Source organism: Pseudomonas sp. P4_C8 (genome assembly GCF_056401975.1).
In genome coordinates, this window is the sequence record NZ_JBFUIH010000082.1 from 1 (window position 1) to 11,657 (window position 11,657).

Below are 11,657 nucleotides of genomic sequence, written 5' to 3' on the forward strand. Positions count from 1 at the left end.
GGGAACTCGCCGAGATGTTGCCCATGCCGGATAAACCAGATACCTGGGCTGTTGTATTCGTGTGGCTGAGTCAGCATTCGCAGACCATTTGGGCAGCATTTCTGTCGTTGTGCATGACTGTGCTGCGTGTGTTCTACACCGGCGGTACTTGGAAGGATGCACTGATCGAAGGCCCCATGTGTGTCCTGCTCTCCCTGAGCATTATCTGGGGCTTCGAATTGATGGGGTTGTCGCCGTCGCTAGCCCAACCGGTTGGCATCTGGGTGGGTTTCCTTGGGGTGAAGAAAGTCGCTCACTGGGCTGATCGAATTGCTGAAACCAAGTTTCCAAAATCGGATACGGCACCGTGAAGCGCCGCCCTTGGTTGCCGCCTCTTGTGCTCCTGCTGGCATACGCCATCACGGGCTACATCCGCTGTGGTGAGTCGCCTGCATGTCAGCCACTCACCGCTCAATCATTCAATCCTGAGGTTTAGAGAATGGCCTACACCCAATATGGCGCAGTGGTTGCCGACAATGCCGAAGACCTGGTGGCCAAGCTGGCTGAGTCCATGGTCGATGGCTGGCAGCCGTACGGTGGTCCCGTTTCGATCACTGAAGGCTTTCAAGTGCTTCAGGCTGTAGTGAAAGGATCAAGCAATGTTGGTGGTGCGCCAGACGACATCACCTCGGACAGCATCACGGACGCCTCGGACGTCGGTAAGGCAGTGTTGGTGAGTGTTGATGCCGCCGCTGCTCGTGCCGCTATAGGTGGTGGCACTTCGGACTTTTCGGGTAGCTACAACGACCTGAGTGACCAACCGGCAATTCCCGCTGAGGGTGATGCCGCACTGCTACAAGCTGGCACCGACCTCGTGGCACATACCTGGTCAGCCAAGACGATTTATGACGAAATTGCCCGCCAGCTTGCGGCAATACCTTGATAGCCAGTAGGTGTCGATTTTGTTTTTGAAAGCTACAGAAAGGGGGATTTATGCAAGTACGGGTATTGAACGAAGAATTGGACGTGCTCTGGGTTAAGACAGAGACCGGCGGTGTGACAAACCTGTCCTTCCGCCGGGATGGAACGATTGAAAAGATCATCGACGCGTTGCAGCGTGCGCTTGATCATGCCCGTGCAGAGCTCAACTGCCCGGTTGATTGCGCCGATGCAGCAGCGCAGAACTCAAAGTCTCTGGAAAGGATGCTAGATCGTTAGCTCTTTGTTGAGGTTGGCCATCACAAACGCATAGGCGTTTGGCGATTTGAAAAAAGAGTGCCAGGCGGGTGGGGCTCTGAAGTAAGTACGATTCCCCGAGCGCCAGATAACGACGACACGGCCCGCGAGATTCGCGCCGGCAGCCGCTAACTGAAACGTCCTCATAAACTCTTCTTGCGCATGGTCTGACTTACTGCCAAATGAAGAGTCCAGCGGGAAAATTATCATGTCTTGCCCGCTCTGACGCACGTGAGCGATCAGGTACTTTGTCATTCCTGTCTCCTTGAGATTGCTACCGTTATTAGCCCTCACGCATTTGAGGGCTTGGGTACGCTATCGCTTTGAGTTCGATCGCCCATTGATATGGATAACGTTTTGCGTCGATGCTGGATGCGTCCCTGCAATGTTTGTCTTCACAGTGCAGGCAACGCGTCACTGCGTAGATTTAGGGCGGCGGGGACCCTGGCAACTTCCAAGGAACACGGGGCATAAGACTCGCGCAAACGCGTTAGCGGCACCCCGCCAAAGTTAGTTAACTGGTTAACTCGCTTGGTTAACCGGGCTGAAAGCCTTATGGGCTGCGGCTTACAGGGCGGTTAACTTAGGAGTTAACCAGGTTAACTCGGTTCACCCCTGATTCGTCTGTAAGCCACGCGGGCCGTGGCCTGCAGAGTGGTTAACTAAGGACTTAACCGAGTAAAACAGTTGGTTAACTCCTTCAGTCGCTATAAACACGTCTGAAAGCCAAGCAGGCCGTGGCTTTCCAGTGGTTAACCTAGGAGTTAACCGACTAATTTACTCGGTTAACTCTCGGCCCGGCTGGGTTAACCGTAAGGCATGGACATGACAGCACTCACCAAAGCGGAGTTCGCTACTCGCCAAGGCTGGTCGAAACCCTATGTGTCGAAGCTGGCCAAGAGCGGTCGCCTGGTTTTGATGGCGGACGGCATGGTGGATGTCGAGGCAACGGACCGACGCCTATTCAGCACCGCGGATCCGAGCAAAGCCAATGTGGCGGCGCGGCATGAGCGCGAACGAACTCAGCGCAAGCCGGAACGGCAAACCCCGGCACCTACCATCGTATACGAGCCTTCACCCGCTGTTTCGCACCAGGCGCCACTGCCTGTCGAGGGTATTCCGGACTTTCAGGAGTCTCGTGCCTACCGCGAGTTTTATGAGTCACGCCTGACCGAGAGCGAGTTTCACAAAAATCGCGGCGCCCATGTCGAGTTGGAGGCGGTGAAAACGGCGGCGTACACGACCGGGCGGATGTTGCGTGATCTGTTGCTCGGCATGCCACCACAGTTAGCGCCCGAACTGGCCGCCATGAGTGATCACTGGCAAATCGAGAAGCACCTCACCGCTGCCTTGCGCCGCGTGCTGGAGGATGCTGAGCGGATGTCCTCGACAGACCTCATTCATTCTTTGACTGTAGCGAGTTAAGCCATGTCAGCGGAAATGCCCGACGGTGCACAGGTGTACCGGGAGGCGTATTTTCGTGGGTTGCAGCCAGAGCCGGATGTCTGGATCGATCTGTGGGCTGACGAGTACATGCGTATCCCGCGTGATGCGGGCGCCGCCGAGCCCGGGCAGTACCGCACCGCGCGCACCCCGTATGCCCGCGAGCCCATGCGTTGCCTGTCGCCGGCCCATCCATGCAAACGCGTGGTGACCATGGTCGCCTCGCAGTTGATGAAAACCCAAATTGCCTTGAACTGGATCGGCGGCCTGATCCACATGGCGCCGTCGAACATTCTCACGCTGTTGCCCAGCCTGGGGTTGGCCAAACGGGTCTCGTCGCGCATCGGCAAGACCATCAARGCCACCCCGGTGTTGCGCGAACGKGTGGCAGCMAACCGTGCACGCGATGCGCGCAACACCATGGACACCAAGGAGTTCGAAGGCGGCTCGTTGTACATCACCACCGCCGGCTCGGCGGCAAACCTGTCGGAGCTGTCGGCCCGCTACATCTATGGTGATGAAGTGGATCGCTGGGTGGTGGACGTCGGGGAGGAGGGCGACCCCATTGAGTTGGCTGAAACCCGGGGCAGTACCTTTGGCCGTAACGCCAAGTTTTACTTTTCCAGTTCGCCGACGATCAGGGGCGCTTCGCGCATTGCCGATCTGTTCGAAACCAGCGACCAGCGTTATTACTACGTGCCATGCCCGACCTGTGGGCACATGCAGGTCCTCGAATGGGAGCGCCTGCATTACTCGGCGGATTGTCAGCTGGTGCACTACGAGTGCGCCGGGCCTGATTGTGATGTGTTGATTGAAGAACACCACAAGGGTGAGATGTTGGCCAAGGGCGAGTGGCGCGCCCATGCCGAGGGCGATGGTGAAACCGTCGGCTTCAACCTAAATGCGTTGTACTCGCCACCGGGTTGGACCGGCTGGGCCTCGCTGGGAAAGCAGTTCGAGAAGGCCAAAAAAGCCATGTCCCGCGGTGATCTGGAACCCATGCAGGTGTTCTACAACACCCGTCTGGCCAAGGTTTGGGACAGCGCTCAAGAGCAAACCAAAGCTGATGTCCTGATGGCGCGGGCACGCCTGGAAACTTACGGGCTGGGGTCAATGCCGTTCGCCGTGTTGATGCTTACAGCATCGGTCGACGTTCAAGCCAACCGGCTGGAGTTCATGGTGGTCGGGTGGGGCGCCGGCATGGAGCGCTGGATCATTGACTATCAGGTGATCTGGGGCGACCCCTCCGACGAACGCACCTGGTCGGTGCTCGATGACAAACTCAAGGTGCGTTACCCACATCCGTGCGGTGCGGAGCTGACGATACGCGCGGCCGGCATCGACTCCGGCGGTAATCACACTGACGAGGTGTACCAGTTCTGCCGGCTGCGACGCTGGCGCAATATCTTTGCAGTCAAAGGCGCGAGTAAGCCGGGCCGGCCGGTGATTGCACAGCGGCCATCGATGATGGACGTCACCTGGAAAGGCCTGACTGAACGCAAGGGTGTGGAGCTGTGGTTCATCGGTACCGACACCGCCAAGGACTGGATTTACAACCGCTATCCGGTGGAGGACGGCCCCGGTGCGCTGCACTTTGCCAACGACCTGCCGGACGATTTCTTCGCCCAGTGCGTTGCCGAGCGCAAGGTGACCCGCTATGTCAAAGGCTACAAAAAAATCGAGTGGGTCAAGGGCAAGGCGGAGCGCAATGAGGCCCTCGACTTGATGGTGTACAGCCTGGCGATGGCGCATTACCTGGGGCTGAATCGCTACAAGGAACACGACTGGGAGCGGGTGAGAAACGCCCTGATTCAAGCGGCGCCACCGGGCGAGAAAGCCGTGTCGGCTGAGCGTATCAGCAGCCCCGCGACACCCCGGCAGCAACCGGCTGATCTCGTACCGCCACCGGCCAAACTGGCAGCAGCACCGCTGCCGATTGCACGGCCCCCACAGCGTCGAAGCTCCAGCAGCGGCTACCTCAAAAAACGACGCTGAGTGAAAACGCGCAGTTGCACACCACGTTGTCTTTTTACTTTAGAGCGATTCCCATGGCCTTTACCCAACAGCAACTCGATGCGGTCGAGAAGGCAATTGCGCGCGGCGAAAAAATCGTGCGCTACGCGGATCGCAACGTTGAGTACCGCGACATCGACGAACTGCTCAGGGCACGCGACGAAATTCGCAGCTCACTGATCGCGGCGGCCGGTCCTCGGTCGCGCATTGTGCGGCTTTATCATGGAGGCAAGGGACTGTAATGGCTCATCACTTTCCCACCTTGGGCCGCAGCGGTTTCCTGATCCCCTCAAACATCAAGGCCAGTTACGAAGGGGCCGCCGAAGGGCGCCGTTCCGCCAGTTGGGATGCACCCGACGCTGGCTTCAACAGCATTGCCATTCCGGCGTTACGCAACCTGCGTTCGCGCTCCCGCGCGGCGGTGCGCAACGACCCGTACGCCTTCAACGTCATTGATAAACGGGTCAGCAACCTGATCGGCACCGGCATCACTCCACGGCCGAAAACCCAGGACGATGACCTTCGGCACCTGCTGCAGGAACTCTGGGCCGATTGGGCCGAAGAGTCCGACGCCGATGGTCTGACTGACTTCTATGGACAGCAGGCACTGATCGCGCGGACGGTTGAAACAGCCGGCGAGTGTTTTGTCCGCCTGCGTCCGCGCAGCCTCGATGAAGGTCTGGTGGTGCCGTTGCAACTTCAGGTGTTGGCGCCGGAGTTTGTCCCGCACGACAAGTTCGAGATAGCGCGTAACGGCAACATCATTCGCGCCGGGATCGAGTTCAGCCCGGACAGCCGTCGGGTCGCGTACTGGATGTACCGTTCGCATCCGGGCGATGCCTCCTCATTGAACAGCGGGTACAACCAACTGGTGCGCGTACCGGCCAGTCAGGTGCTGCACATCTTTGAGCCGGTYGAACCGGGGCAGTTGCGTGGTCTGCCACGCTTGTCACCGGTTCTGAAACGCCTGCGCAGCCTGGACAACTACGACGATGCGGTGCTGTTCCGCCAGGAAGTGGCCAACCTGTTTGCCGGCTTTATCAAAAAGCCGTCACCGGATGACATCCAGACCCCGGTGGACCCGGTCACTGGCGCGCCACTGAACCTCGCTTCGGATGGCTTCACGCCCATGGTGGCGTTGGAGCCCGGGACCATGCAGGAGTTGTTGCCCGGGGAGGAGGTCGAGTTTTCCACGCCACCGGATGCCGGCAACAACTATCCCGACTTCATGCGTCAGCAATTGATGGCGGCAGCCGCCGGCGCCGGGATGCCGTACGAGATCCTCACCGGCGACATGCGCGACGTGAATGACCGCGCACTGCGGGTGGTGCTCACCGAGTTCCGACGTCGACTGGAGCAGCTGCAATTTGGTGTGTATGTGCACCAGTTGTGCCGCCCGGTGCGTGCGGCCTGGATGGACATGGCCGTGCTCAGCGGTGCCGTACTGTTGCCGGACTATGCCCAGCGGCGCCGCGAGTACCTGCGTACGCGCTGGGTGCCACAAGGCTGGGCCTATATCCATCCGGTTCAGGATGTTCAGTCACGCACGATGGAAGTTAACGCCGGCTTTGCTTCGCGCAGCGAGATGGTCCTGCGCACCGGTTATGACGCCGAAACGGTGGACGAAGAAAACGCTGCCGATGCCGAACGGGCTCGGGGCAAAGGTCTTAATTACAGCACGCTCGTCGAACTGCTTCAGGCGTTCGACGACAAGGAGCAAACATGAGCAAGAACACGCCTGCGCGCATTTACAACCGGGCCGGTCAGCGGGTGCCGGTGCAGGACAAAAGCTGGTACGCCGTGCACGCCAGCGGCGAAGCCGCCGAGCGCGTGATTGAAGTCTTTGTGTATGGCGAGATTGGTACCTGGGGCATTACCGCGAGTCAGTTTATGCAGGATCTGCGCGCCGTCGATGACGGGGTGTCGCCGGTGATCGCGGCGTTTAACAGCATCGGCGGCGACCTGTTTGACGGATTGGCTATGCACAACACGTTGTCACGGCTGGGCGAGCGGTGCACGGCACGTATTGATGCCTTGGCTGCGAGCGCGGCCAGTGTCGCCGTGTGCGGTGCACACAAGGTGGTGATCGCGTCCAACGCGATGCTGATGATCCACAACCCATGGACCTATGCGGCCGGCGATGCCGACAGCTTTCGCAAGGTGGCCGATGTCCTCGACCAAACCATGGAAGCGATCATTGCAGCCTACAAGGCCAAAGCACCCACCATCGATGAGGCAGAGCTGCGCGATATGGTGGCCGCCGAGACCTGGTTGACTGCGAAGGAGGCGGTGGCCTTGGGGCTGGCCGATGAAGTGGGTGACGGCGTCCAGGTCAAAGCGTGTCTGGGGCAGGGCGGGGTGATGCAGCGTTACCAGCACACCCCAGCTGAATTGCTGGCCCAGCTCGACGAGCCCGCAGAACATGAACCTATCCCCGAACCCACCGAGCTACCCGTACCGCCGGTGATGGACGCGGCCAAGCTGGCGTTGTTGATCACTCAGCGTTGTGCCGAGTCAGGGATCAGCAACCTGGTCGCGCCGTTGCTCAGTTCGACCCAGCTTGAAAGCGAAGAGATCGTCCTGGCGGGGCTGACCCGGGCCAAGGCGGTGCATGACCTGTGTGTTGCGGCACGCCTGCCAGAGCTGGGCGTCGAATACGTGGCAGCGGGGCTGGACGAACCCGCGGTGCGGGCGCGGCTGTTCGACAAAATCGTCAGCAGCGGCAACGGCTTTGAAATTGACAACAGCTTGCCCCTCAATCATGACCCGGCACCGAAGGTGCAGGCGAAACAACCGGACCCCCCTTCCATCTGGGCGGCCCGTCAGGCCGCCCAGGCGGGTCAATCCCACAGTGCAAAAGGAGCACGAGCATGACCGTAAAGTACGAAACGCTACACGCTGGCGAGTTTCTGCTCTCCGAAGGAGCCGGGAAGATCTCTCGTGAATCCATTCTGGTGGCTGCTGGTGCCGCATTGAATGCCGGCCAGGTGCTGGGGCTGATCACCGCGACCAATGAGTTTGCGCCCTACGATCCCGTCGCCACTGACGGCACCGAAGTGGCGGCCTGCATCCTGTACGGGCCGCTGGGCGAATCGACCGAGGAGCGTCGAGCCAGTGCGGTGGTGCGGCTGGCCGAGGTCAGCGAGGTGCACCTGACCGGGCTTGATGCTGACGCCGAGGTTGCCTTGGCAGCCCAGTTTGTGATCGCCCGCTAAGTTCTTTCGCTCCTTTACCCCCCTTTTCCCAACCCCGCCTTGTGCGGGGTTTTGTCTTTCTGGAGAGTCCTTTCATGGCCGATATTGGCATTTTTACCGACGACGTTTTTTCTGTGTCCTCGCTGACTGCGGCGATCAATGAGCAGGAATACCTGCCAGGTCGCATCAGCAGTCTGGGTCTGTTTCGCGAGGAAGGTATCAGCACCCTGACCGTGCAGATCGAAAAGGACGGCAACACTCTGGCGCTGGTGCCAGCGGGTGAGCGCGGCACCTCGGGGCTGGTCGTGGGTGCAAGCAAGCGTCAGATGATCCCGTTCAATACCGTGCACCTGCCGCAGCGTTTCACCATCAAGGCCGATGAGATTCAGGGCATTCGCGCCTTTGGTACGACGACCGAACTGCAGGCTGTGCAGGGCGTAGTGAATACGCGCCTGAGCAAAGCCAAGCGTCAGCTCGACGCCACTCATGAATTCCAACGCATGGGCGCGCTGAACGGCTTGGTACTGGACGCTGACGGCTCGACGATCCTGCTGAACATTTATCAGGTGTTTGGTGTGCAGCAACAAAGTCTGTCCATGGGCCTGAATGATTCGGCCACCAAGATTCGGGTCAAGTGCGCCGAAGCATTGGACATGCAGGATGACGAGCTCGGCAGTGTCACCAGCTCCGGGGCGCGAGCGTTCTGCGGCAAGAACTTCTGGAACAAGCTGATCACGCACAAATCAGTTGAAGAAACCTACCTCAATACGATCCAGGCAGCCGAGTTGCGCGGTGATGCGCGGGACAGCTTCGAGCTCGGTGGCATTGTCTGGGAGCGCTACCGCGGGCGAATCGCTGGCGTGACCTTTATCCATGACGATCAAGCCTTGTTGATTCCTGAAGGCGTGCCGGATCTGTACATCTCCTGCTTTGCCCCGGCGGATTACATGGAAACGGCCAACACCCAAGGCCTGCCGTATTACAGCAAGCTGGAACCACTGCCGTTCAACAAGGGCATGGCCGGTGAAGCCCAATCCAACCCGTTGCACCTGTGCACGCGTCCACGGGCACAGATCCTGCTGACGCTCTGACCATGGCCTTTCGAGACCTGGTCGCGGAGATCGACAGTGTGGTGTTCGACACCCTGGCCGACGTCGGCTACATCGAAGGTCGACGGATACTGGGTATGTTCTCGGCGCCCTGGTTGCAGCCCAAAATCGGACGCTTGAACACTGGCTTGCGCGAGCCGTGTTTTCACATTCGGGTGGCCGACGCAGTGGGCGTGGAAAAAGCGCAGACGGTGCTGATCGAATTGCCCGTCCTGGACGGTGGTGGCGAGTACACCCTGATTCACCTTGAGCCAGCGGGTGATGGTCTGGTGGCCTTGGTCCTGAGGTTAAAAGCATGAGTGCCGTGCCGGTTTCGCTGCAGCTCTCGGCCAAGGATATGCAAGCGTTCGACAGTCTGGCCAAGGTGGTGCCCAAAGCGGTCGCGGCGGCTCAACGGCGGGCGATCAACAAGACGTTGGGTTGGCTGGCCACGCACATGGCGCGGGATGTCAGCAAGCAGGAACGGATTGCCGTGCGGGCGGTGCGTCAGCGCTTACGCAGTTATCCCACCAAAGGCCAGGGGCAATTGGGCAAGCTTTGGTTCGGCACCAACCCGATGGAGGCCAGCCGGATAGGGAAGCCCAGGCAGGGCAAGGCCGGTGTTTCGGTGGCGGGTCGACGGTATCAGGGCGCTTTTTACAAGCGTGTGTATGGCAACAAGGCCGATATCTGGATTCGCACTTCCAGCAAACATTTCAACCCGGACGACTACCCCGGCAGCAGCGCGTCCGCGGGCGGCGGCACGAGTTCGGGCTGGATCGCGGAAAACGACAATCGCTTTCCACTGGCCAAGGCCAAGGTCTCGCTCGAAGACGTTGAGGGGCCGTTTTACATCTGGGCCAACAAGGCCGACGAGCGTCTGCTGGTGGTGTTCAAACAAGAGATGAACTTTGAACTGCATAAATACCTGAAGGGGAGCGTCCGTGTCTGATCCTGCCTTTTCGTTGGATGCGTTGTACGCGGCCATCGAGGAACACCTCCGCCAAGCTTTACCGACGGTGCGATTTGTCGCGACTTGTCCGGACATTCAGGACCGGGTGGCACTGCCGGCGGTGTTTCTGGAACCCGTTGAGTTTGAACCCGGGCAAGACATCGGTACCGGTGAAACGGTGCTGGTCCAGCGCTTTGAAGCGCGGGTCATTGTCGCGCCCGAGTTGCCACGTCATCAGCAGCTGGGTGCGCAGTTGGCGGCACAAATTGCCATTTTATTGCGGGGACAAACCTGGGGGCTGGATGRCGTCGAACAGGCGCAGTTTGTTGCGTCGCGGCAGGACTGGACCAAACCGGAACTGGATGGCTACACCGTGTGGACGGTGGAGTGGACCCAGCAGATCTACCTCGGCGAGGTTGAGTGGCTATGGCCTGTCGAGCCTCCGGGCTCCCTGTACCTGAACGTCGATGGCTGCACCGGCACCGGCAATGAAGATCACTACTTTCAACCGGAGGATCTGGCATGGGATACGCCAGCGCCGAACATGACCGGATGATCGCGGCGATGCTGCTGCCCTGCGTGGTGGCCGGCGTCGATTTGACTACCGGTCGGGTGCGGGTCAAGGCCGGGACCTGGATCAGTGCCTGGGTGCGTTGGCACAGTCTGGCAGCCGGTAAGGCCCGTCATTGGCGCGCGCCAAGCCTGAATGAGCAGGGCGTGCTGTTCAGTCCCAGCGGTGATCCGGCCATGGGCACTTTTATCCCGGGTCTGTATGGCAACGCCGGGGCACCGCCGGATAACCGCGATCACGTCGAGGCGTGGTACTTCGACGATGGTGGCTCGCTGGTCTACGACTGGCAAGCCGGCAGCTACAGCATCGCGGTGCCCGACGGCAGCCGCGTGACGATCACGGTCGGGGGCTCGCAGTTTGAAGTGACGCCGGATCAAGTCCGGGTGACGGCCAGCCAGATCACGTTGGTGGGTGAGGTGAGCATCGACGGTGCGCTGAGCGTGTCCGGCGACATCACCGGCGCCGGCACGATCATGGACGCCGGGGGCAACAGCAGCAACCACTCGCATTGAGTGAAACATTCACCTTCAGCCCGCCGCGTGCGGGTTTTTTTATACCTGGAGTAAACCCCATGACAAGCAAAACCAAGGAAGTATCAGCCGCCAGTGAGGCGCCCGCGCCGGCCACGCTGAGCCTCTTTCGCGACACGCTGTATACCTCGCGGGTGCTGGTCCTGCTGGACGCCGAGCGCACCTTGAAAGTGGAAAAGGGGCAGGTTGCGGTGGCCTCGGATGACACGGTCGCGCTCGAGTATTTGCATGGTCGCAAGGATTTTGTCGCGGTCGAGGGCTGATCCCATGATCGGGATGATCGGACTGGACCGCCACACCGGCCAACTCATTTCCGGCCTCGATCACCTGCGCCAGTCCATCGAGGACATCTTGTCCACGCCCTTGGGTAGCCGACGCATGCGCCCGGAGTACGGCAGCAAGCTGCGGCGCTTTGTCGACCTGCCGGTCAATGACGGCTGGAAAAGCGCCGTGCAGGCCGAGGTGGCCAGCACGCTGGGCCGTTGGGAGCCACGCCTGAAGCTGGGCCGGGTGCGCGCCGTGGCCATCCTCGACGGGCGTATCACCTTTGAGCTGACCGGGCAGTACCTGGGCAGCGACGTGACTTTGGAGGTGTCCGCATGACCATGGAACTGGCGGCCCTGCCGCCGCCGCAAGTGCTGGAGGACCTCG

At 60.2% G+C, this 11,657-nt stretch carries 17 protein-coding genes; 16 read left to right on the forward strand and 1 reads right to left on the reverse strand.

Annotation, left to right across the window (positions count from 1 at the left end; genetic code table 11):
* The 3 genes from AC1DWM_RS29350 to AC1DWM_RS29360 all read left to right on the forward strand — a co-directional run.
* Positions 1-350, forward strand: a 350-nt coding sequence (locus AC1DWM_RS29350) for a phage holin, lambda family (protein ID WP_477796806.1), incomplete at its 5' end; no start/stop codon positions are given.
* A gap of 128 nt (positions 351-478) precedes the next feature.
* The gene (locus AC1DWM_RS29355; protein ID WP_477796807.1) at positions 479-922 is read left to right on the forward strand and encodes a DUF1737 domain-containing protein; all 444 of its coding nucleotides are present in this window, start codon (positions 479-481) and stop codon (positions 920-922) included.
* A gap of 65 nt (positions 923-987) precedes the next feature.
* Positions 988-1,197 carry a hypothetical protein gene (locus AC1DWM_RS29360; RefSeq protein ID WP_477796808.1) on the forward strand — a complete coding sequence of 70 codons (210 nt, stop codon included), beginning with the start codon at positions 988-990 and terminating at the stop codon, positions 1,195-1,197.
* Here AC1DWM_RS29360 and AC1DWM_RS29365 read toward each other — a convergent pair.
* Positions 1,186-1,470: a hypothetical protein gene (locus AC1DWM_RS29365; protein WP_410922108.1), complete on the reverse strand. Its 285-nt coding sequence runs from the start codon at positions 1,468-1,470 to the stop codon at positions 1,186-1,188. The genes AC1DWM_RS29360 and AC1DWM_RS29365 overlap by 12 nt on opposite strands.
* Before the next feature lie 570 nt (positions 1,471-2,040).
* On the opposite strand from AC1DWM_RS29365, the gene AC1DWM_RS29370 reads away from it, so the two are divergent.
* From AC1DWM_RS29370 to AC1DWM_RS29430, 13 genes are all read left to right on the forward strand, one after another.
* Positions 2,041-2,640, forward strand: a complete 600-nt coding sequence (locus AC1DWM_RS29370) for a terminase small subunit (RefSeq protein WP_477796809.1) — start codon at positions 2,041-2,043, stop codon at positions 2,638-2,640.
* 3 nt (positions 2,641-2,643) lie between these two features.
* Positions 2,644-4,653, forward strand: coding sequence for a phage terminase large subunit family protein (locus AC1DWM_RS29375; RefSeq protein ID WP_477796810.1), 2,010 nt, complete (start codon positions 2,644-2,646; stop codon positions 4,651-4,653).
* A 53-nt stretch (positions 4,654-4,706) separates the two neighbouring features.
* Entirely contained in the window at positions 4,707-4,913 is a 207-nt protein-coding gene (locus tag AC1DWM_RS29380) for a phage head-tail joining protein (RefSeq protein ID WP_027923826.1), read from the forward strand.
* Positions 4,913-6,397 carry a phage portal protein gene (locus tag AC1DWM_RS29385; RefSeq protein ID WP_477796811.1) on the forward strand — a complete coding sequence of 495 codons (1,485 nt, stop codon included), beginning with the start codon at positions 4,913-4,915 and terminating at the stop codon, positions 6,395-6,397. The genes AC1DWM_RS29380 and AC1DWM_RS29385 overlap by 1 nt, the downstream gene beginning before the upstream one ends.
* Entirely contained in the window at positions 6,394-7,545 is a 1,152-nt protein-coding gene (locus tag AC1DWM_RS29390) for a head maturation protease, ClpP-related (RefSeq protein WP_477796812.1), read from the forward strand. Before AC1DWM_RS29385 ends, AC1DWM_RS29390 begins: the two co-directional genes overlap by 4 nt.
* Positions 7,542-7,886 (forward strand): head decoration protein, encoded by a 345-nt coding sequence (locus AC1DWM_RS29395; RefSeq protein WP_477796813.1) that lies wholly within the window; start codon positions 7,542-7,544, stop codon positions 7,884-7,886. Before AC1DWM_RS29390 ends, AC1DWM_RS29395 begins: the two co-directional genes overlap by 4 nt.
* A gap of 74 nt (positions 7,887-7,960) precedes the next feature.
* Positions 7,961-8,956 (forward strand): major capsid protein, encoded by a 996-nt coding sequence (locus tag AC1DWM_RS29400; RefSeq protein WP_477796814.1) that lies wholly within the window; start codon positions 7,961-7,963, stop codon positions 8,954-8,956.
* 2 nt (positions 8,957-8,958) lie between these two features.
* Positions 8,959-9,273: a head-tail joining protein gene (locus AC1DWM_RS29405; protein ID WP_477796815.1), complete on the forward strand. Its 315-nt coding sequence runs from the start codon at positions 8,959-8,961 to the stop codon at positions 9,271-9,273.
* Positions 9,270-9,905 carry a phage tail protein gene (locus tag AC1DWM_RS29410; RefSeq protein WP_477796816.1) on the forward strand — a complete coding sequence of 212 codons (636 nt, stop codon included), beginning with the start codon at positions 9,270-9,272 and terminating at the stop codon, positions 9,903-9,905. The genes AC1DWM_RS29405 and AC1DWM_RS29410 overlap by 4 nt, the downstream gene beginning before the upstream one ends.
* On the forward strand, positions 9,898-10,461 hold the full coding sequence (locus AC1DWM_RS29415) for a hypothetical protein (RefSeq protein ID WP_477796817.1): 564 nt from the start codon (positions 9,898-9,900) through the stop codon (positions 10,459-10,461). The genes AC1DWM_RS29410 and AC1DWM_RS29415 overlap by 8 nt, the downstream gene beginning before the upstream one ends.
* Complete coding sequence (locus AC1DWM_RS29420; protein ID WP_477796818.1) at positions 10,428-10,988, forward strand: phage baseplate assembly protein V; 561 nt, start codon at positions 10,428-10,430, stop codon at positions 10,986-10,988. Before AC1DWM_RS29415 ends, AC1DWM_RS29420 begins: the two co-directional genes overlap by 34 nt.
* 59 nt (positions 10,989-11,047) lie before the next feature.
* A complete protein-coding gene (locus AC1DWM_RS29425; protein WP_218497384.1) occupies positions 11,048-11,269 on the forward strand; it encodes a hypothetical protein in 222 nt (73 codons plus the stop codon).
* A 13-nt stretch (positions 11,270-11,282) separates the two neighbouring features.
* The gene (locus AC1DWM_RS29430; RefSeq protein WP_159390409.1) at positions 11,283-11,609 is read left to right on the forward strand and encodes a GPW/gp25 family protein; all 327 of its coding nucleotides are present in this window, start codon (positions 11,283-11,285) and stop codon (positions 11,607-11,609) included.
* The last annotated feature ends 48 nt before the right edge of the window (positions 11,610-11,657 follow it).